The 20,137-nt window shown below is 66.0% G+C and carries 21 protein-coding genes; 8 read left to right on the top strand and 13 right to left on the bottom strand.

What is annotated here, in order from left to right; translation table 11 throughout:
• Positions 1–34: 34 nt before the first annotated feature.
• The 5 genes from CLV01_RS24560 to CLV01_RS24580 all read right to left on the bottom strand — a co-directional run bounded on the left by CLV01_RS24560 (position 35) and on the right by CLV01_RS24580 (position 6,479).
• Complete coding sequence (locus tag CLV01_RS24560) at positions 35–556, bottom strand: GNAT family N-acetyltransferase (RefSeq protein WP_012207003.1); 522 nt, start codon at positions 554–556, stop codon at positions 35–37.
• Between the two features lie 257 nt (positions 557–813).
• Positions 814–2,310 carry an aldehyde dehydrogenase family protein gene (locus tag CLV01_RS24565; protein WP_099732988.1) on the bottom strand — a complete coding sequence of 499 codons (1,497 nt, stop codon included), beginning with the start codon at positions 2,308–2,310 and terminating at the stop codon, positions 814–816.
• Positions 2,311–2,440: 130 nt separating this feature from the next.
• Positions 2,441–2,794 (bottom strand): hypothetical protein, encoded by a 354-nt coding sequence (locus CLV01_RS24570; RefSeq protein WP_099732987.1) that lies wholly within the window; start codon positions 2,792–2,794, stop codon positions 2,441–2,443.
• Positions 2,795–2,824: 30 nt separating this feature from the next.
• On the bottom strand, positions 2,825–5,437 hold the full coding sequence (clpB, locus tag CLV01_RS24575) for an ATP-dependent chaperone ClpB (protein WP_099732986.1): 2,613 nt from the start codon (positions 5,435–5,437) through the stop codon (positions 2,825–2,827).
• Between the two features lie 133 nt (positions 5,438–5,570).
• Entirely contained in the window at positions 5,571–6,479 is a 909-nt protein-coding gene (locus tag CLV01_RS24580; RefSeq protein ID WP_013801038.1) for an AraC family transcriptional regulator, read from the bottom strand.
• A gap of 104 nt (positions 6,480–6,583) precedes the next feature.
• Between CLV01_RS24580 and CLV01_RS24585 the strand changes: the two genes are divergently transcribed.
• Positions 6,584–7,474 (top strand): DMT family transporter, encoded by an 891-nt coding sequence (locus CLV01_RS24585; protein ID WP_257221497.1) that lies wholly within the window; start codon positions 6,584–6,586, stop codon positions 7,472–7,474.
• A 12-nt stretch (positions 7,475–7,486) separates the two neighbouring features.
• Here CLV01_RS24585 and CLV01_RS24590 read toward each other — a convergent pair whose 3' ends face one another.
• Positions 7,487–7,948, bottom strand: a complete 462-nt coding sequence (locus CLV01_RS24590) for a molybdenum cofactor biosynthesis protein MoaE (protein ID WP_034396618.1) — start codon at positions 7,946–7,948, stop codon at positions 7,487–7,489.
• A 106-nt stretch (positions 7,949–8,054) separates the two neighbouring features.
• Here CLV01_RS24590 and CLV01_RS24595 point away from each other — a divergent pair, with 106 nt between their 5' ends.
• The 3 genes from CLV01_RS24595 (at position 8,055) to dapA (ending at position 9,882) form a co-directional block, all read left to right on the top strand.
• The gene (locus CLV01_RS24595; RefSeq protein ID WP_012207010.1) at positions 8,055–8,309 is read left to right on the top strand and encodes a hypothetical protein; all 255 of its coding nucleotides are present in this window, start codon (positions 8,055–8,057) and stop codon (positions 8,307–8,309) included.
• 8 nt (positions 8,310–8,317) lie between these two features.
• Positions 8,318–8,662 carry a hypothetical protein gene (locus CLV01_RS24600; protein ID WP_099732985.1) on the top strand — a complete coding sequence of 115 codons (345 nt, stop codon included), beginning with the start codon at positions 8,318–8,320 and terminating at the stop codon, positions 8,660–8,662.
• 284 nt (positions 8,663–8,946) lie between these two features.
• On the top strand, positions 8,947–9,882 hold the full coding sequence (dapA, locus tag CLV01_RS24605) for a 4-hydroxy-tetrahydrodipicolinate synthase (RefSeq protein WP_099732984.1): 936 nt from the start codon (positions 8,947–8,949) through the stop codon (positions 9,880–9,882).
• Here the strand turns inward: dapA and CLV01_RS24610 are convergent.
• The 7 genes from CLV01_RS24610 to CLV01_RS24640 all read right to left on the bottom strand — a co-directional run bounded on the left by CLV01_RS24610 (position 9,828) and on the right by CLV01_RS24640 (position 16,566).
• Positions 9,828–10,181, bottom strand: a complete 354-nt coding sequence (locus CLV01_RS24610) for a recombinase family protein (RefSeq protein ID WP_016447744.1) — start codon at positions 10,179–10,181, stop codon at positions 9,828–9,830. The genes dapA and CLV01_RS24610 overlap by 55 nt on opposite strands.
• A gap of 5 nt (positions 10,182–10,186) precedes the next feature.
• Positions 10,187–10,456 (bottom strand): molybdopterin converting factor subunit 1, encoded by a 270-nt coding sequence (moaD, locus tag CLV01_RS24615; RefSeq protein ID WP_099732983.1) that lies wholly within the window; start codon positions 10,454–10,456, stop codon positions 10,187–10,189.
• Positions 10,453–11,688, bottom strand: a complete 1,236-nt coding sequence (locus tag CLV01_RS24620) for a molybdopterin molybdotransferase MoeA (RefSeq protein WP_099732982.1) — start codon at positions 11,686–11,688, stop codon at positions 10,453–10,455. Before CLV01_RS24620 ends, moaD begins: the two co-directional genes overlap by 4 nt.
• A gap of 9 nt (positions 11,689–11,697) precedes the next feature.
• Positions 11,698–12,258 carry a molybdopterin-guanine dinucleotide biosynthesis protein B gene (gene mobB / locus CLV01_RS24625; RefSeq protein WP_034396637.1) on the bottom strand — a complete coding sequence of 187 codons (561 nt, stop codon included), beginning with the start codon at positions 12,256–12,258 and terminating at the stop codon, positions 11,698–11,700.
• Positions 12,259–12,304: 46 nt separating this feature from the next.
• Complete coding sequence (thrC, locus tag CLV01_RS24630; RefSeq protein WP_071956625.1) at positions 12,305–13,732, bottom strand: threonine synthase; 1,428 nt, start codon at positions 13,730–13,732, stop codon at positions 12,305–12,307.
• A 140-nt stretch (positions 13,733–13,872) separates the two neighbouring features.
• Positions 13,873–15,222 carry a homoserine dehydrogenase gene (locus tag CLV01_RS24635; protein ID WP_012207018.1) on the bottom strand — a complete coding sequence of 450 codons (1,350 nt, stop codon included), beginning with the start codon at positions 15,220–15,222 and terminating at the stop codon, positions 13,873–13,875.
• Between the two features lie 108 nt (positions 15,223–15,330).
• Positions 15,331–16,566 carry a pyridoxal phosphate-dependent aminotransferase gene (locus CLV01_RS24640; protein WP_012207019.1) on the bottom strand — a complete coding sequence of 412 codons (1,236 nt, stop codon included), beginning with the start codon at positions 16,564–16,566 and terminating at the stop codon, positions 15,331–15,333.
• Positions 16,567–16,736: 170 nt separating this feature from the next.
• On the opposite strand from CLV01_RS24640, the gene CLV01_RS24645 reads away from it, so the two are divergent.
• From CLV01_RS24645 to CLV01_RS24660, 4 genes are all read left to right on the top strand, one after another.
• Positions 16,737–17,105 (top strand): Mth938-like domain-containing protein, encoded by a 369-nt coding sequence (locus CLV01_RS24645; RefSeq protein ID WP_012207020.1) that lies wholly within the window; start codon positions 16,737–16,739, stop codon positions 17,103–17,105.
• Positions 17,106–17,243: 138 nt separating this feature from the next.
• Entirely contained in the window at positions 17,244–17,729 is a 486-nt protein-coding gene (locus tag CLV01_RS24650) for a peroxiredoxin (protein ID WP_013801026.1), read from the top strand.
• Between the two features lie 176 nt (positions 17,730–17,905).
• On the top strand, positions 17,906–19,717 hold the full coding sequence (locus tag CLV01_RS24655; RefSeq protein WP_099732981.1) for a PhoH family protein: 1,812 nt from the start codon (positions 17,906–17,908) through the stop codon (positions 19,715–19,717).
• A gap of 3 nt (positions 19,718–19,720) precedes the next feature.
• Positions 19,721–20,119, top strand: a complete 399-nt coding sequence (locus CLV01_RS24660) for a hypothetical protein (protein WP_099732980.1) — start codon at positions 19,721–19,723, stop codon at positions 20,117–20,119.
• Positions 20,120–20,137 lie beyond the last annotated feature (18 nt).

Raw genomic sequence — 20,137 nt, forward strand, 5'->3', positions numbered from 1 at the left:
CCGTGAGTGATGGGTGGATGGTTTGGCGAATCGATCAGTTCAGTGCGCGCTTGAGCCGCACTTCCTCGATCTTGAGAGCGCCAACCTGGGCCGTCTTGGCGGTGGACATTTCGCGCTTGAAGCCGGCGAGCTCATGAAAGCGCAGCGCGCGTTCATTGCGCAGCGGCACCCACGAGGTGACATTGGTGCAGCCTTCTTCGAGCAGGCCGTCGCGTGCGGCGTCCCACAGGGCCACGCCCACACCCTGATTCCAGTGCGTGGGAGCGGCATAGATGGCCCAAATTTCACCGGTGGTCTGGCGCGACTTTTCATCGCGCGAGCGGTCGAAACCGACGAAGCCGACGATCTTGTCGCCGTCGATGGCGACCTGAACCTGGGGTTCGCAAAATTCGATGGCTTCGCGCCAATAGGCCTGGCGTTTTTCTACCGACGACATGCTCTTGAGCTGGTCATCGGGAACCAGACCGCGATAAGCCTCCATGGCGGAAGCAGTATGGATCTGGGCAATCGCTTTTGCATCGCGGAGAGTGGCTGGACGAACCTGGATACTAGACATGGAAAAACCGAAACGAAAACAGGTGAAAATAGAAGGGCGTGATTTTCACAGGAATCGCGCTTTTTGCGTGCGTTGCGGCTCTTAGCCATGCACGCAAGTACGGCTGTGCTCGTTTTCTTGCCCTCGGCATGGGGATGTGCTATGTGCTCTCCAAAAAAGAGCAGCTGGCGCACGCGACACAAGGCTTGGCAGGGAATCAGTTGACAATTTCTCACGATGCAGGCAAGCCCGGCAACGGCGAGAAATCGCCCCCTCGCTCACAGCCAGCGGCGCATCAACTCCATGATGCGGTCGAACCTTGCGCCATAGGGCGGATACAGCATCGAAGCCCCCGACCAGCGCGACTGCACGAACACCGCCTTCTGATGGCTCAGCCGTGCAAAGCCCTGCTCCGAATGGTAGGCACCCCAGCCGCTGTCGCCCACGCCGCCGAAGGGCAGGTTCTCGTGGGCGAAGTGCAGCAGGGTGTCGTTGACCGTCACCCCGCCGCTGATGGTGCGTGACAGCACGGCATCACGCACTTTCTCATCGCGGCCGAACCAGTACAGCGCCAGCGGCCTGGGCCCTGCATTGATGGCCGAGACCACGTCATCCAGCCTGTCGTAGCTGATCACGGGCAGGATGGGGCCGAAGATCTCCTCCTGCATGAGCTGCATCTGGCTGGTGGCATTGAAGACCAGGGCCGGCGCCATCTGGCGCTCCACGGCATCGCCCCAGGCCATGTCGGCGCTCTCCTGGCCGGCTCCGCCATCCTCCATCCACTCGACATGCGCCCCCATGCCCTGGGCCTGGCGCAGCATCTGCCGCAGGCGCGCCAGGTGGCGCTTGGTGAGGATGGCCGCATAGTCGGGATTGCCGGCAAAGCGCGGGAACAGCCGCCGCGCCGCGGCGCGGAAGGCCTCGGCAAACTCCGCCTCCTGCCCGCGCGGCAGCAGCACGTAGTCGGGGGCGATGCAGGTCTGGCCCGCGTTGACGAGCTTGCCATGCGCGATCTTGAGCGCGGCCTCCTTCAGGTCGCAGTCGGTGGAGATGATGCAGGGCGACTTGCCACCGAGCTCCAGCGTCGTCGGCGTCAGGTGCGCCGCCGCCGCCTGCGCCACGCGACGGCCCACGGCAGTCGAGCCGGTGAACAGCAGATGGTCGAAGTGCAGGCCCGAGAACTGCGTGGCAATGCTCACATCGCCTTCGATGACGGCGAATTCCTCGGGCGCGAAAAACTGCCCCACCAGCGCTGCCAGCTGGGCCGAGGTGTGCGGCGTGAGTTCGCTGGGCTTGAGCATCACGCGGTTGCCCGCCGCCAGGGCCGTGATGGCCGGCCCCAGCGCCAGCTGCACCGGATAGTTCCACGGGGAAATCACCCCCACCACGCCCAGCGGCTGGCGCTCTATCCATCCCCGGCCGGGCATGAGCATCAGCGGCGTTCGCACCCGCTGGCGCCCCGACCAGCGCGCCAGATGGCGCAGCGTGTGCTTGAGCAGGTTGCGCAGCACGAACAATTCCACCATCTCGGTCAGCCGTGGCGAGCGCATGCCGAAGTCGGCCTGCACGGCGGCAGCCAGCACGGGGCCGTGCTCGTCCAGCAGCTTTTGCATGCGCAGCAGGCGTTCGCGGCGTACCAGCAGGGGCACGTCCACCTGCGCCCGGCTGGCCTGGTACTGAAGGTCGAAGACGCGGTGGAGATCCAGCTGGGTCATAGGCTCAATGGTAAGAAGACACTTGCATGCGCCGCATTCCAAGGATGCGTCGCGGCACATGTTGGCATGCAGCGGCAGGAAAAAAAAGGGAGCCTTGCACGGGCTCCCGAGGGTTTCAGACTATACGGGCCGCCACGCGCGGCCTGGGCACGAAGATGCGCAGGCCGCGTAAAGGCTGCAGCAAGACGCTTCAGGGCTTGCGCACTTCACGGGGCTGAACGTCGGTCACCTCGCCCGCACCCGGAAGTACGCCGGCACCGACGCGGCGACCACCGCCCTCGGCAGCGCCATAGGCGCGCTGCGGACGCTGTGCCATCCACTCGGAGCCGGAGCGGTACACGGTCTGCCAGCCCGCCCGCGGGCTCATGCGCATGGCCCAGGGCATCACCGGCTGGCCGGTGAGCCTGGCCCACAGCGCTCTCACGGCCCAGACCAGGGCCAGCAGCGCCGCGGCGGTCAGCAAGCTGACAAAGAAGACCAGGCCCACAAGCATCAGCAGGATGCGAACGGCCCAGCGGGTCAGGGTGGCGACAAAATCGTTCAAAGCAAAGCCTTTCTTGGCTGGCCCGATGCGTCAGGCGGGGTCTGCCGCATCGAACCGGAATACGCCCGGCTCCTGTACCGGGTCCACATGTACCGCAATCGTGCTCTTGGGCGGGAAACGCCCTTCGAGCAGCAGTTTCGACAGCGGATTCTCGATCCGCTGCTGTATCGCGCGCTTGAGCGGCCGGGCCCCGAAAACGGGATCGAAGCCCACCTTGGCCAGTTCGGCCAGTGCCTGGTCGGACACCTGCAGCGCAAGGTCCATTTTCTCCAAACGACGCTCCAGCAGCTTGAGCTGAATCCTTGCGATCGACTCGATATTCTTCGCGTCGAGCGCGTGGAAGACCACGGTTTCGTCGATGCGGTTGAGGAATTCGGGTCGGAAATGGTTCTTGAGTTCCCCCCAGACCGCATCTTTCACATCATCGTAATCCTCGCCGACCATGGCCTGGATCAGCAAAGAGCCTATGTTGCTCGTCATCACGATGACCGTGTTCTTGAAGTCCACGGTGCGGCCCTGGCCATCGGTCAGGCGACCATCGTCCAGCACCTGCAGCAGCACGTTGAACACGTCGGGGTGGGCCTTTTCCACCTCATCGAGCAGCAACACGCTGTAGGGCTTGCGGCGCACGGCCTCGGTCAGGTAACCGCCTTCCTCGTAGCCCACGTAGCCCGGCGGCGCGCCAATCAGGCGGGCCACGGAATGCTTTTCCATGAACTCGCTCATGTCGATGCGCACCAGATGGTCTTCGCTGTCGAAAAGGAAGCCGGCCAGCGCCTTGCACAGCTCGGTCTTGCCCACGCCCGTGGGGCCCAGGAACAGGAAGGAGCCCGTGGGCCGGTTGGGATCGGACAGGCCCGAGCGCGAGCGGCGAATGGCATTGGCCACGGCCGAGATGGCCTCGTCCTGGCCGACGACGCGGTCATGCAGCCGGTCTTCCATACGCAGCAGCTTGTCCTTCTCGACCTGCATCATCTTGGCCACGGGAATGCCCGTGGCACGGCTGACCACTTCGGCAATTTCCTCGGCGCCGACATGGGTGCGCAGCAGCCTGTGGGCGGGCGCGCCGCCCTGCCCCTGCTCGTTGGCCTGGGCTTCGTTGAGCTGCTTTTCCAGCGAGGGCAGCTTGCCGTATTGCAGCTCGGCCACCTTGTTGAAGTCGCCCTTGCGCTTGAGCTCCTCGATCTGGATGCGGATCTGGTCGATCTCCTTGCGGATCTGCTCGGAGCCCTGGGCGCTGGCCTTCTCGCTCTTCCAGACCTCTTCCAGGTCGGCGTACTCGCGCTCCAGGCTGCCGAGTTCTTCCTCGATCAGCTGCAGGCGCTTTTGCGAGGCCTCGTCCTTTTCCTTCTTCATGGCCTCGCGCTCGATCTTGAGCTGGATCATGCGGCGCTCGAGCTTGTCCATGACCTCGGGCTTGGAGTCGATCTCGATCTTGATCTTGGCCGCCGCCTCGTCGATCAGGTCGATGGCCTTGTCGGGCAGGAAGCGGTCGGTGATGTAGCGGTGGCTCAGCTCGGCCGCAGCCACGATGGCCGGGTCGGTGATGTCCACGCCGTGGTGGGCCTCGTAGCGCACCTGCAGTCCACGCAGGATGGCGATGGTGTCCTCCACGGAAGGCTCCTCGACCAGCACCTTCTGGAAGCGCCGCTCCAGCGCCGCATCCTTTTCGATGTACTTGCGGTATTCATCGAGCGTGGTCGCGCCGATGCAGTGCAGCTCGCCGCGCGCCAGGGCCGGCTTGAGCATGTTGCCCGCGTCCATGGCGCCATCGGCCTTGCCGGCACCGACCATGGTGTGGATCTCGTCGATGAACAGGATGATGCGGCCCTCTTCCTGCGCCACTTCCTTGAGCACGGACTTCAGGCGTTCCTCGAAGTCGCCACGGTATTTGGCGCCGGCCAGCAGGCCCGCCATGTCCAGCGACAGCACGCGCTTGTTCTTGAGGCTTTCGGGCACCTCGCCGGCCACGATGCGCTGGGCCAGCCCCTCGACAATGGCGGTCTTGCCCACGCCGGGCTCGCCGATGAGCACGGGATTGTTCTTGCTGCGGCGCTGCAGCACCTGGATGGAGCGGCGGATTTCGTCGTCGCGGCCGATCACCGGATCGAGCTTGCCGATGCGCGCGCGCTCGGTCAGGTCCATGGTGTATTTCTTGAGGGCCTCGCGCTGGCCTTCGCCTTCGGCGCTGTCCATGGTCTGGCCGCCGCGCACGGCGTTGATGGCCGACTCCAGGCTGGAGCGCGTCACGCCGCTTTCCTTGAGCAGTTGGCCTGCGCGCGTGGAAGAGCCGCTGCTGTCGGTCAGCGCCAGCAGGAACAGCTCGCTGGCAATGAACTGGTCGCCGCGCTTGAGGGCTTCCTTCTCGGTCGCCTGCAGCAGCCGGCCCAGCTCGGAGCCGACCTGCACCTGGTCCTGGTGCTGCACGCGCGGCAGATCAGCCAGGGCCTTCTCGGCCGCGGCCTGCAGCTGGCCCACGTTGGCGCCGGCGCGCTGCAAGAGCGAGCGCGGACCATCGTCCTGGCGCAGCAGCGCCACGAGCAGGTGCAGGGGTTCGATATTGGATTGGTCACCGCCCAGGGCCAGCGTTTGCGCGTCGGCCAGGGCTTCCTGGAACTTGGTTGTCAATTTGTCGATTCGCATGGTGTTTCTTTTCGCTCCTGAAACAGGGTCATTGCGATTTATCTGATACCGGCAGGGCAAATTTCAAGCCATGCCCGGCCCGCAAGGACAGACGCTTGCGCCAGATCAAGGCCGGCGAGACCGGCCATCCTTCTCAAGCATTGCGCTGAAAGATCGAGAACTGCGTAGGCGTAACGCCCAAATGCGCCCGGAAGCTGCGCACCAAGTGGCTGGCGCTGGAAAAGCCGCAATCCAGCGCCAGCTCGGCCAGCGGCGGCACGTTGCGCGCAGACAGGGCACGCCGTGCCCGGGCCAGTCGCTGCTGCAGCACCCATTCGTGCACCGTGCAGCCCATGCTCTGGCGGAACATGCGTGCGAAATGGAATTCCGAGAGGCAGGCCTGTCTCGCCAGTGCCGGTAGCGACACGGCCTTGGAGTCATGCAGATGCGCCTCGACATGGGCCAGCACCCTGCGCCGCATGGCCGCAGAGAGCCCGCCCAGCGGCCGCTGCAGCGCCTGCAGCTGGCGCGGCGTGGCGGACTGCAGCACCAGCCGATCCACCAGCTGCTGACCAATGGCATCGGCCGCCAGTTGCTGCTGCGGGTCCTGCCAGTCCAGCTGCATCAGCGCACGGGCACCGGCGTGGAAGGCCTGATCATCCCCGTAGATCTGCGCACGCAAGGTGCGCGAGCGGGGCTCGGCATCCAGCATGCGGACCACGCGCCCCGCCCAGGCCAGGTCGGACACATACAGGTGCAGGAACTGCACGGGCGAGCGCACCAGCCAGTGCGATTCGTCCTCTGGCGTGAAGATGCAGATGCGCCCCGGCGCCCCCATGGCCTCGGGCCGCGCCTTGAGCTGCGAGCCCTCGCCCCCGGCCAGGTAGACCGATAGCGTGTGGTGACCGGGCTGGCAGTAGCGCACCTCGTCGTCCACATTGGCCCAGACGGCCAGCTCCACCCCTTCGCTCAGGCGCACGCGCCGCTGCAGTCGGGCCTTGGAGCGTGACAGCACCTGGCACAGGTGGCTGGAGGGCAGCTCGGGCAGCGGCGTGGGCGTCATGGCAGCGATTGTGGTCCCGCAGCCATACCGACGCATGGCGCCAGGCCATCAAACCGCAGGAATCTGCCATGCCCGCCCAGCCTGCGGCGCCATCATCACCGGCCATGACTGCCACCCTCTATGCCCTGGTCGTGCTGATCTGGGGTTCGACCTGGATCGCCCTGAAGCTGCAGCTGGGCGCCGTGCCCGTGGAGCTGTCCATTGCCTACCGCTTTGCTCTGGCCGCCGTGCTGATGTTCGCCTGGCTGGCCTGGTCGCGGCAGCTGCGCGTGCCCCGCGGCCCGGCGCTGCCGCGCGTGCTGGCGCAGGGCCTGTGCCTGTTCAGCTTCAACTTCGTGTGCTTCATGCATGCCAGCGAGACGCTGGCCAGCGGCCTGGCCGCCGTGGTGTTCTCCAGCGCCAATCTCTGGAACGCGCTGCTGGCACGCATCATCCACGGCCGCCGGCTGGCGCCCCATGTGCTGGCCGGCAGCCTCTTCGGCCTTGCAGGCCTGGTGGCGCTGTTCTGGCCCGAGCTGCGCGCAGGCCGGCATGCCAGCCTGCCTGGCCTGGGCTGGGCGGTGCTGGGCACGCTGTGCTTTTCCTGCGGGAACATGCTGTCTGCCTCGCTGCAGTCCATGGGCTGGCGGCCCGCACAGACCAATGCCTGGGGCATGCTGGCCGGCACGCTGCTGCTGACCGGCTATGCGCTGGTGGCGGGCCTGCCCTGGCGCTTCGATGCCAGCTGGACCTATGTGGGCTCCTGGCTGTACCTGGCCATTCCAGGTTCGGTGATTGCGTTCACGGCCTACCTGACCCTGGTGGGTCGGCTGGGCCCGGAGAAGGCGGCCTATGCGACGGTGCTGTTCCCCATTGTTGCGCTCAGCATCTCGGCCCTGTTCGAGGGCTATGTCTGGACGCCGCTGGCCGTGGGCGGGCTGCTGCTGGTGATGCTCGGAAACCTGCTGGTGTTCCGCCCGCCACAATGGTTGCGGGGTGCTGCGCTCAAGGCCTGAAGGCTCGCCGCCTCACTGGCGCCAGCGCGCCAGCGCCTCTTCGTCGCTGACGCGCGCATCCACCCAGCGCGCGCCCTCGGGCGTCTGTTCCTTTTTCCAGAAAGGCGCCAGCGACTTGAGGTAGTCCATGATGTATTCGCAGGCCTGGAAGGCCATGCCCCGGTGCGAGGCGGTGACGGCCACGAGCACGATCTGGTCCAGGGGCTGCAGCGGACCGATGCGGTGGATGACGCGCGCGCCATGGATGCCGAAGCGCTGGACCGCCTCGTCGATGATGGCCTCGATCGATTTCTCGGTCATGCCCGGGTAGTGCTCCAGCTCCATGCTGGCCACGGCGGCGCCCTCGTTGCGGTCACGCACCGTGCCGATGAAGCTGCAGACCGCGCCCACGCGCGCGTCGCCGCCGCGCAGGGCGGCGAGTTCGGCCGATACGTCGAAATCCTCGGTCTGGATGGATACACGGGCTGCTTGCATGCCCGCATTGTCGCAGGGCGGGGGCGCACCAGGGCGCACCAGGGACTGGCGAACGCGGTAGCATTGCCCTCCCCCGCCGCCGGCCTTTTGCTGCAGCGGGCCATGCATGGCCACACTCACGATCACCACCCCCGAATACACGCTCTACCCGTCGCCGCGCAACGAGCAGCGTGTGGTCTACGAGCACCAGCTGTTCGTGTCCCATCCCTACACCATCATCCATCTGCCCGACTACAACTTTCGCGGCAAGGCCACGCTGTTCGCAGCCCACCGCCTGGCCGACGGCAAGATGGGCCAGCTCGTGAGCTGCGAGCTGGCCGAGGACCTTGCACGCTTCGAGCGCCTGTTCGAACCCGATTGAGGCGCGCCATGGACGAGACCAGCCAGATACAGCCACCGCCGAGCTTTGCCGCCCTGTATGCCGACCGGCACGGCCGGCTCAAGGCATCGATTGCAGACGTGGTCGGGCGCTATGAACTGTGCGAGGACCTGGCCAGCCACCTGGTCGAGCAGGCGCAGACGCTCTATCACTCCGGCAATTCCTCGGAGCAGGGCGTGCTGCTGGGCATGCACGCGGGCCTGGCGGCCGAGGGCTCCATCGTCAGCCCTGGCGAGGCGCGCTGGATCGTGCAGCGCCTGGCCGAGCTGCTGGAGTGGCAGGCACCGCTGCTGCCCGATGCATCACCCCCTCCCGGCGCCGACGGCGCAACCTGAAGGCCACCACCCAGGCGCTCAGGCGCGCTACACTGCGCGCCATGCCTGCAATCTTTGCCTTCCCCACATGCCACGGTGATGCCGTGCGCCTGTGCCTGGGCAAAGCCTGCAAACCCCAGCTCGTCTGACCGGAGCTGAGGTTCCGTCCAGATGAGCGACGGAACCGGCCCGGCAGCCTCCATCTCCCCTTCCCGTATCCCTTCAGGCGCCTGCCTTTCCGCCCTCGGTCTGGCCGGTGGCTGCGTCCGGTCGTTCATTGTTTGAATCACCCGAAGGGATCTTCCATGTCTTTGCCTTCCACCACCTCGCCGCAAGCCCGATTCCAGGGGCTGTGGCTTCCGCTGGTCACGCCCTTTCTTCCTGGAGATGAGGCGGCGGTGGACCACGGGGCGCTGCGCGCCCTGGTGCAGCACTACAACGCCACCGGCATCGCCGGCTACGTGGCCTGCGGCTCGACCGCCGAGGCCGCCGCGCTGAGCGAAGCGGAGCACGATGCCGCCCTGTCCACCATCCTCTCAGCGGCCCAGGGCATGCCCGTGGTCATGGGCGTTTCGGACTGCCACCTGGGGCATGCGCTGGCCCGCGTTCAGGCACTGAACGCCCTGCCGCTGGCCGGCATTCTGGTGCCCGCGCCGCATTACATACGCCCGTCGCAGGCAGGCCTGCTGCAGTGGTTCACGGCGATTGCCGAGCGCAGCGCCCATCCGGTCATCGTCTATGACATTCCCTACCGCACCGGCGTGGTGCTGGAGCTGGCCACGCTGCGTGCGCTGGCCGCACATGAGCGCATCGTGGCCATCAAGGATTGCGGGGGCGATGCCGCCAAGACCCAGGCGCTGATCGCCGATGGGCAACTGCAGGTGCTGGCCGGCGAAGACGCGCAGATCTTTTCCACGCTGGCCCTGGGCGGTGCGGGAGCGATTGCTGCCAGCGCGCACGCGCATACACGGCACTTCGTCGCGTTGATGCAATGCCTGGAGCGTGGCGACCTGCCCGCTGCCCGTGCGCTGTGGCAGCCGCTGCAGCCGCACATCGCCGCCTGCTTTGCCGAGCCCAATCCCGCACCCATCAAGGCCTTGCTGGCGCAGCAGGGCCGAATGCGGGCAACGCTGCGGGCGCCCATGCAGGCTGCATCGGCCGCGCTGGCGCAACGGCTGGCCGGGATTCAGCTGCCGCTGCTGCCGTCTGCAGACGGTGTTGCCGAGCGCAGGTCGGCATAGCGGTTCAGGATGCGTTGCACCTGACCGTGCGTCCACTCGCCGCCCCGGGCCGCGGCAATGCCGCGCGCATTGAGTTCGGCGGCCATGGCGCGGTGCGTCAGGCCGCGCGCCTGCAGTTCGGCGAACAGCGCCTCATGCTGCTGGGCGAAGGCATCGGCCGTGGATTTGCGCTTTTCCACGGTGGCGCGCAGGTTGTCTGCGCCTGCGCGGCCCAGTTGCACGCCGCGCGCCTTGGCTTCGGACAGGGCCTTGCGCGTGCGCGCGCTGATGGCCTGGTCCACGGGCTTGTCGGTGGTCATTTGGATCAACCTCCGGTCACGGGAGGAAAGAAAGCCACCTCGTCCCCCTGGCGAATGGCGGCATCGGCATCGCACAGGACCTGGTTCAGCGCCATGCGCACGGCCTTGCCAGGGGCCAGCGCTTCGGCGGCTGCACCGCCACGCGCAATCAGTTCCTCACGCAGCGCGCCCACGGTGGCGGCCTCGGTGGACAGGGTTTCGCTGCCCGTGCCCAGGGCTTCGCGGATGGAGGCGAAATAGCGCACGGTGATGGTGATGGCGACGGCCTGGCTCATGACAGCAGCTCCGAAAAGGCGATGAAGCGCACTCGGTCGCCCGGCGCAATGGCCTGGCCCGGCGGGTTGTCCACCACGCCATCGCCCCAGGCCGCCGAGGTCAGCACGCCCGAACTCTGGTTGCGGAACAGCTCCAGCCCACCGCTGTCGTTGTAGCGCACGCGCAGGAATTCGCGGCGCTTGTCCCCGCGCGGCCAATGGAAGTCGGCGCGCACCTCGACCGAGCGCGGCAGCGCCTGCTGCACGCCCTGCAGGCGCAGCACGAAGGGGCGCACCAGCAAAAGGAAGGTGACGAAGCTGGAGACCGGATTGCCGGGCAGGCCGATGAAGTGGGCAAAACCTTCGCCCTCGCGGTTCACGCGGCCATAGGCGAAGGGCTTGCCGGGCTTGACGGCGATCTGCCAGAGGTCGAGCTGGCCCAGCGCCTGCACGGCGGGCTTGACATGGTCTTCTTCGCCGACAGACACCCCGCCGCTGGTCAGGATCAGGTCATGCGCGCGGGCCGCTTCGCGCAAAGCATCCACAGTGGCTTCGCGCCGGTCGGGGACGATGCCGAAGTCGGTGACCTCGCAGCCCATGCGCTGCAGCAGGGCGCGAAGGAAGAATCGGTTGCTGTTGTAGATGCTGCCTGGCGGCATCTGCTCGGGCGCCACGGTGCCCGGCATGACCAGCTCGTCGCCTGTGGAGAACAGGGCCACGCGCGGCTTGCGTGCCACGCGCAAAGAGGCCAGGCCGATGCTGGCCGCCAGGCCCAGCTCGGCCGGCGACAGTCGCGTTCCGGCCGCGATGACGGTGGCGCCGCGCCGGATGTCTTCGCCAGAGCGGCGTATCCATTGCCCGGCCTCGGGCCGCGCCTTGATGCGCACGCGACCGTCTTCCAGGACTTCGCAGTCTTCCTGCATGACGATGGCATCGGCACCTTCGGGCACCGGAGCGCCCGTGAAGATGCGCGCCACCGTGCCCACGGCCAGCGGCTGGCCCATGGCGCCTGCGGGGATGCGCTGCGAGACGGGCAGCTCGGCATTGCCCTGGGTGCATTCGGCGCTGCGCACGGCGTAGCCGTCCATGGCGCTGTTGTCCTGGGGCGGCACTTGCAGCGGAGAGACGGCATCGGCCAGCAGCACACGGCCATCGGCATCGAAGCTGTCCACGGTGTCATCGCCGGCCAGCGGCAGTGCCTGGGCCAGCAATTCGGCCAGCGCTTCGTCAAGGGGCTTGAGCGGGGCTCGCATGGTGTTTTCCTAATTTCGAGGGAGGCCTGGGGCACGGTAGCGCAGTTGCTGCGCATGCTCCAGCAGCCATTGCAGTATCTGCCCTGGCGCATTGAGATCGAGCACGGGCTGGCGCGGCGGCTCTGGCAGGCGCTGCGGTGCGTCAGTGGCAATGGCCAGCACATGGGGGTCGTGCGGATACAGGGGCGCCTGGGTCTTGCCGGCGCTGGCGCGCTCGGGCTGATCGCGCCAGATCTCTATCTTGGGCAGGTCGGCGTGCTTGAAGCCTTCGACCAGCACCCAATCCACGCGCGGATCGAGTTCGGCCAGCATGTCATGCACCGACAGCTCCGTGGGACGGGGGAATTCGCGCATCAGCGCCAGACGGCGATCCGAGGCCAGCACCACTTCATAGGCGCCCGCCTTGCGGTGGCGCCAGCTGTCCTTGCCCTCGTGATCGACATCGAAATGGTGGTGGGCATGCTTGACCACCGAAACGCTGAGCCCCTGCGCACGCATCAGCGTGATCAGGGGCTCCACCAGGCTGGTCTTGCCCGAGCCCGAGTAGCCGGCGAAGCCGATGACCTTCATCGCCATGCCCTCCTGCTGCGGACCTTTGGACAGCCCGGCTGCCGCATCAGTCGCAATGCCGGGCGATATAGGCCTTGACCTGCTCGGCGTCGGCCGGCAAGTCGGTCACGCGCTTGGGCAGGTCCTCGATGCCTTCGAACTTGGCCGGGCGATCGGGCAGGCGGCCCAGGGCCTCCTCGATGGTGGCGGCGAACTTGATGGGCAGTGCCGTCTCCAGCACGATCATGGGCACGCCGGACTGCAGCTGCTCGCGCGCCACCTTGACGCCGTCGGCCGTATGCGTATCGATCATGGTGCCGAAGCGCTCGAAGGTATCGCGGATGGTGGCCAGGCGGTCGGCATGCGTGCTCTTTCCGCTGACGAAGCCGTAGCGGGCAGCAGCTTCCTGGAACAGCGGGTTGCCGCCCAGGTCGAAGCGGCCCTGGCGTGCCACGCCCTCGGCGAACAATTCGCGCGTGGCCTGGCCATCACGGCCCAGCAGGTCGAACACGAAGCGTTCGAAGTTGCTGGCCTTGGAGATGTCCATCGAGGGGCTCGATGTCTCGTAGGTATGTTCGCTGCCGCGCACCACGTAGGCGCCCGTGCGGAAGAACTCGTCGAGCACGTCGTTCTCGTTGGTCGCCACCACCAGGCGTGCGATCGGCAGGCCCATCTGGCGCGCCACGTGGCCGGCGCAGATGTTGCCGAAGTTGCCGCTGGGCACCGTGAAGCTGACCTTCTGGTCATTGCTCTGCGTGGCCTGCAGGTAGCCGGCGAAGTAGTAGACGACCTGGGCCAGCAGGCGGGCCCAGTTGATCGAGTTGACCGTGCCGATCTTGTACTTCGCCTTGAAGGCGTGGTCGTTGGAGACGGCCTTGACGATGTCCTGGCAGTCGTCGAACACGCCCTCGATGGCGATGTTGTGGATGTTGGCATCCTGCAGGCTGAACATCTGGGCCTGCTGGAAGGGGCTCATGCGGCCACGCGGGCTGGTCATGAACACGCGCACACCCTTTTTGCCGCGCATGGCGTACTCGGCCGCGCTGCCGGTGTCGCCGCTGGTGGCGCCCAGGATGTTCAGTTCCTCGCCACGGCGGCCCAGTTCGTACTCGAACAGGTTGCCCAGCAGCTGCATGGCCATGTCCTTGAAGGCCAGCGTGGGGCCGTTGGACAGGGCTTCGAGCCACAGGCCGTCTTCCAGCTGGCGCAGCGGCGTGATCTCGGCCGTGCCGAACACCTGCTGCGTATAGGTCTTGGCGCACAGGGCGCGCAGATCCTCGGCCGGGATGTCGTCGATGTACAGGCTCAGGATCTCGAAGGCCAGCGCTGCGTAGCCCTGCTCCTTGTAGATGCTGCGCAGCTCGCCCAGGCGGGCGGCATCGATCTGCGGATAGTGCTCGGGCAGGTACAGCCCGCCATCGGGCGCCAGGCCCTCGAGCAGGATGTCGCAAAAGCGCTTGCGGTCCGCGTGGCCGCGCGTGGAAAGATAAAGCATGTCGCTTCCTCGTCAGTATTCTGTGAGACGGGGCGCGGCCGATGCCAGGGATGCCGAGCAAGGGCCGCCCCGCAGCGAGGGCGTCGTCCCCCTCCCGCGTGCGAGAGAGGGGGAAGCGGCGCAGCCGCTCAGGGGGTGTCTTAGTTCAACTCTTCCTTGCGGATGCGGTTGATAGGGGCCAGCACCGTGGGCAGTTGCTGGATCTGGGCCAGGGCCGTGTCCATATCGCCTTCGCGCGTGGCATGGGTCAGGATGATCAGGTCGGTCTGCGGCACGCCCTGGCTGCCTTCGCTGTCGCCGCTCACTTCGCCGGCCTCTCGCTGCAGCAGGGCGTCGATGCTGATGCCCATGCCCGCGAGGATGCTGGTGATCTTGGCCAGCACACCGGCTTCGTCGGCCACGCGGATGCGCAGGTAGTAGCTGGTGACCACCTCGCTCATGGGCAGCACGGGCAGCTCGCCACCTGCGGCGACCAGCGTGTTCGACTGGAAGGCCAGCGGGGGCACGCGGTGCTCGGGATCGGCCGTGTGCAGGCGGGCGATGTCCACCAGGTCGGCGATCACGGCGCTGGCCGTGGGCTCGGAGCCCGCGCCCTTGCCGTAGTACAGCGTCGTGCCCACGGCATCGCCATGGACGACGACGGCGTTCATCGCGCCTTCCACGTTCGCGATCAGGCGCTTGGTCGGCACCAGGCTGGGGTGCACGCGCAGCTCGATGCCCTTGTCCGTGCGCTTGGTGATGCCCAGCAGCTTGATGCGGTAGCCCAGTTGCTCGGCGTACTTGATGTCGGCCGCAGACAGCTTGGTGATGCCTTCCACATGCGCCTTGTCGAACTGCACGGGAATGCCGAAGGCGATGGCGCTCATCAGCGTGACCTTGTGGGCGGCGTCCACGCCTTCGATGTCGAAGGTCGGATCGGCTTCGGCATATCCCAGGCGCTGGGCTTCCTTGAGCACCACGTCGAAGTCCAGGCCCTTGTCGCGCATTTCGGACAGGATGAAGTTGGTCGTGCCGTTGATGATGCCGGCCACCCACTGGATCTGGTTGGCCGTCAGGCCTTCGCGCAGCGCCTTGATGATGGGGATGCCACCGGCCACGGCCGCTTCGTAGGCCACCATCACGCCCTTCTCGGCGGCGGCCTTGAAGATTTCGCTGCCATGCACGGCCAGCAGGGCCTTGTTGGCCGTGACCACATGCTTGCCGGCGGCAATGGCTTCCAGCACCAGGGCCTTGGCAATGCCGTAGCCTCCGATCAGCTCGATCACCACGTCGATCTCGGGGTTGGCGATGATCTCGCGCGCATCGCCGACCACCTTGGCCGTGTCGCCCACGACGGAGCGGGCGCGTTCCGTATCCAGGTCGGCCACCATGGCAATCTCAATACCGCGGCCCGCACGGCGGCGGATCTCTTCCTGATTGCGCTGCAGCACGTTGAAGGTGCCGCTGCCCACGGTGCCAATGCCCAGAAGGCCTACTTGGATCGGTTTCATAAACTACTTGCCAGTCAAAAAACGCTGCGGCGCCCAGAGGGTGCGCGCCGGCAGCCGGTAAAAAGCAATGGCCGGCGGAAGGCCCTCTCCTCCACCGGCCCGCACAGCTCAGCCGCGGTCCGTGCCGTGGCGCTTGCGGTATTTCTCGAGGAACACTGCGAGACGGCGGATGGCCTCGCGCAGGTCGGTGTCGTGCGGCAGGAAGACGATGCGGAAATGGTCGGGGTGCGGCCAGTTGAAGCCCGTTCCCTGCACCAGCATGACCTTGGTCTCTTGCAGCACTTCCAGGAAGAACGCCTGGTCATCCTTGATCGGGTAGATCTCGGGGTCCAGGCGCGGGAACATGTACAGCGCGGCTTGCGGCTTGACGCAGCTCACGCCGGGGATTTCGGTGATCAGCTTGTGGGCCAGATCGCGCTGAACGCGCAGCCGGCCGCCCTCCTGCACCAGCTCGTCAATGCTCTGGTGGCCGCCCAGCGCCGTCTGCACGGCCCATTGGCCGGGCACATTGGCGCACAGGCGCATGTTGGAGAGCATGTTCAGGCCCTCGATATAGTCCCGGGCCGCCTTCTTGTCGCCCGAGACCACCATCCAGCCGGCGCGGTAGCCGCAGCTGCGATAGGCCTTGGACAGCGAGTTGAAGGTCAGCGTCAGCACATCGGTGGACAGGCTGGCGAGCGGCGTGTGCACCACGTCGTCGTACAGCACCTTGTCATAGACCTCGTCGGCAAAGATCACCAGGCCATGCTCGCGGGCCAGCGCCACGATGCTTTGCAGCAGCTGCTTGCTGTACAGGGCGCCCGTGGGGTTGTTGGGATTGATGACGACGATGCCCTTGGTGCGCGGCGTGATCTTGGCGCGGATATCTTCCAGATCGGGCATCCAGCCGTTGGACTCGTCACACATATAGTGCACGGGCGTGCCGCCCGACAGGCTGGTGACGGCGGTCCACAGCGGATAGTCGGGCGCCGGCAGCAGCATCTCGTCGCCGTCGTCCAGCAGCGCGTTCGTGGCCAGGCTGATCAGCTCGGATGCACCATTGCCCAGGTAGATATCGTCCAGCGTCACGCCCAGGATGCCCTGGCGCTGGGTCTCGTGCATCACGGCCTTGCGCGCTGCGAAGATGCCCTTGCTGTCCGAGTAGCCTGCCGAATTGGGCAGGTTGCGGATCATGTCCTGCTGCACTTCCTCGGGGGCATCGAAGCCGAACACGGCCAGGTTGCCGATATTGAGCTTGATGATCTTCTGCCCGTCCTCTTCCATCTTCTTCGCCGCGTCCATGATGGGCCCGCGGATGTCATAACAGACGTTGGCTAGTTTTGCGGATTTGAGAACGGTTTTCATGCTGAGAATATGAAAGTGGCCGGCGCGGGCTTGCGGCCTTCATGCACGCCAAAGTGCCCCATGCACCCTGGTGAAACCTATAATTTGACCACAGTTCCGCAATGCAGCATCGCCCTGGCCCCGGCCATGTGGCGGCCACCCCCATCGCGCAGACCGCGCCACCCTCATCCATGAAATTCCACGCCGACAAATCCGAAGCACAGAGCATCACGGGCTATGGCCCCGGCTGGGTCGCCGTGGACAGGGAAAAATTCGAGCACAGCCTGCTGGTAGGCGCCAAGGGCCTGCGCCAGGCCTGGGACTGCGTCCGCTTCGAGGACCTGACGCCCGAGCATTTCGAGGCGCTGTCCCAACTGGATGCCGAGGTCATCATCCTGGGCAGCGGCCAGCGCAACCGCTTCCCGCCGGCGGCCTGGCTGCGCCCCCTCATGGCCCGGCGCATAGGCCTGGAAAGCATGGACACGCAGGCCGCGTGTCGCACCTACAACATCCTTGCCAGCGAAGGCCGTAACGTCGTCGCGGCCCTACTCTTGGAGTAGACTCCTGCCCCCCTGATTGGGTGAAATCCCGTTTTCAGGGTAAAATTGCAGGTTGCGGTTGGGGGCATTTCCGATAAAAGCAAAAACACAAACACGGCCCTCGGCATTTCAACGACTACACCCGAGAGATATAAGCGCATGGCGATCGTTGTCAACAAACCCCTTCCCGAATTTGAAGCCAACGCTACCGGCGGGATCAAGGTGACCAACACCTCCCACACGGGCCAGATTCTGATCCTGTATTTCTACCCAAAGGACAATACGCCTGGCTGCACCACTGAAGCCATGCAGTTCCGCGACAAGTACAAGGATTTCGTGAAAGCTGGTGCCACCGTGTTTGGCGTCTCGCGCGACAACATGAAGTCGCACGACGACTTCAAGGAAAAGCTGGAACTGCCGTTCGAGCTCATCGCCGACACGGAAGAGAAGATGTGCCACATGTTCGGCGTGGTCAAGAACAAGATCATGTACGGCAAGAAGGTGAAGGGCATCGAGCGCTCCACCTTCTTGGTGGGCACCGATGGCCTGCTGGTGCAGGAATGGCGCGGCCTGAAGGTCCCCGGCCACGTTGACGAGGTGCTCAAGGCTGTCAAGACCCTGAAGGCACTGAAGCAGGCCGCCTGATAGCGACAATCTGACAGGCGACAAAGCGCCGGCCGACATATTCAGGCCATCAGCCTATGCATAATGGGACGATGCCTCTTAGCAAAGACGCTTTTCCCTGTCACCCCACCAAAGCCGCCTCGGTTTCCAGGCGGCTTTGTGCTTTTTGATCCCTGTTGAGGAACGGTTCGTCCACTATGCCCCTGCCCCCCGCACCCGGCCGCCGTGCCGCCAAGCTCTCCCCCGAAGCCTTTCTTCCCGTGCGCGGTGCCCAGCACGCAGACCCCCTGCCCGCTGACGATCTTCCCGATGCAGCCGAGGCCGTAGCTGCCGCCGCGCCACGCAAGCGCAAGCCGGCCCCGGCCGCCGCCTCCAACAACACCGCCACAGCCGCAAAGCCCGCACCGGCGCGCGGCCGCAACACCAAGCCCGCATCACCGGCACCGGCTCCTGCGCCCGCGACTGCAGCCCCTGCCAATCGGCAGCGCCGCGCAACCGACAATTCCAACGCAACGGCAGCGCCGTCCAGCGCCCGCTCGGCCAAAAGGTCCTCCACAGAAGCCAAGCCGGCAGCATTGCTGGCAGCGCCGGTTCGCCCACGCCGCACGCGCACAGGACCGAAGACGCTGTTCGTGCTCGACACCAACGTGCTGCTGCACGACCCGACCAGCCTGTTCCGCTTCGAGGAACACGACATCTTCCTGCCCATGGTGGTGCTGGAAGAACTCGACGGCCACAAGAAGGGCATGACCGAAGTGGCGCGCAACGGCCGCCAGGTCAGCCGCACGCTGGATTCGCTGGTCGCCTCCCAGCCCTCCGAAACGCTGGACAAGGGCCTGCCGCTGAATGCCACGGGCCAGCGCAGCGCCACGGGCATGCTGTATTTCCAGACGGAACCGCTGGAAACCTCGCTGCCCGACAGCCTGCCCCAGGGCAAGGCGGACAACCAGATCCTGGGCGTGGTCGCCGCGCTGCGCAAGAAGTTCAGCGAGCGCGAAGTCGTGCTGGTGTCCAAGGACATCAACATGCGCGTCAAGGCACGCGCGCTGGGCCTGGCGGCCGAGGACTACCAGAACGACAAGGTACTGGACGACGGCGACCTGCTGTACGCAGGTGCCCTGGCCCTGCCCCAGGACTTCTGGGCCAAGGCGGGCAAGAACGTCGAGAGCTGGCAGGAAGGCGCCATCACCTACTACCGCATCAGCGGCGCCATCGTCGACCAGCTGATGATCAACCAGTTCGTCTACCACGAGGCTCCGGGCGAGCCCAGCCTGTTCATGCGCGTGACCGAGATCCGCGACAAGACGGCCGTGCTCAAGACGCTCAAGGACTTCGGCAATCCCAAGTACGCCGTCTGGGGCGTCACGGCGCGCAACCGCGAGCAGAACTTCGCGATGAACCTGCTGATGAACCCGGACATCGACCTGGTCACGCTGACCGGCACGGCCGGCACCGGCAAGACCCTGCTGGCCCTGGCCGCCGGCCTGTCCCAGGTGCTGGACGACCGCCGCTACACCGAGATCATCATGACGCGCGCCACGGTGAGCGTGGGTGAGGACATCGGCTTCCTGCCCGGCACCGAGGAAGAGAAGATGGGCCCCTGGATGGGCGCCCTCGACGACAACCTCGAATTCCTGGCCAAGGGCGATGGCGGCAATGCCGGCGAATGGGGCCGCGCGGCCACCAATGAGCTGATCCGCAGCCGCATCAAGATCAAGAGCATGAACTTCATGCGCGGCCGCACCTTCCTGAACAAGTACGTCATCATCGACGAGGCCCAGAACCTAACGCCCAAGCAGATGAAGACCCTGATCACGCGCGCCGGCCCCGGCACCAAGATCATCTGCATGGGCAATCTGGCGCAGATCGACACACCCTACCTGACCGAAGGCTCCTCGGGCCTGACCTACGCCGTGGACCGCTTCAAGGGCTGGCCGCACAGCGGCCACATCACGCTGGCGCGCGGCGAGCGTTCGCGCCTGGCAGACTTCGCCAGCGAGGTGCTCTAAGCCATGGCGATCAGCTGGATCACCGCATTGAAGCTGGTGCCCTGGGGCGATGTCATCGAGGCCACGCCCCAGGTCGTCAAGGCCGCCAAGAACCTGCTGCGCAAGAAGGACGCTGCGCAGGAGCTCGATGCACAGCAGCCTGCGGCCGTCGAGCCACTGGCACCGCCGCGCTCGGCTGGCGAACAGGCGCTGCAGCTGATCCAGACCCAGGACGCACGCATCGTGCAACTGGAACAATCCCAGCGCCAGTCGCTGGAGTTGATCGAAAAGCTGGCCGAGCAGAACGCCCAGATCGTGGCCACCGTGGGCGCGCTGCGCACGGGCGCCCAGCGGCTGGCCTGGGCATGCGCCATCCTTGGCGTCTGCGTGGCGGGCCTGCTGATCCAGGTCTGGCGCATGTAGATCGCCAACCACCCAAAG

Origin of the sequence: Delftia sp. 60 (assembly GCF_002754395.1) — a bacterium.
Classification (GTDB): Bacteria; Pseudomonadota; Gammaproteobacteria; order Burkholderiales; family Burkholderiaceae_C; genus Comamonas; species Comamonas acidovorans.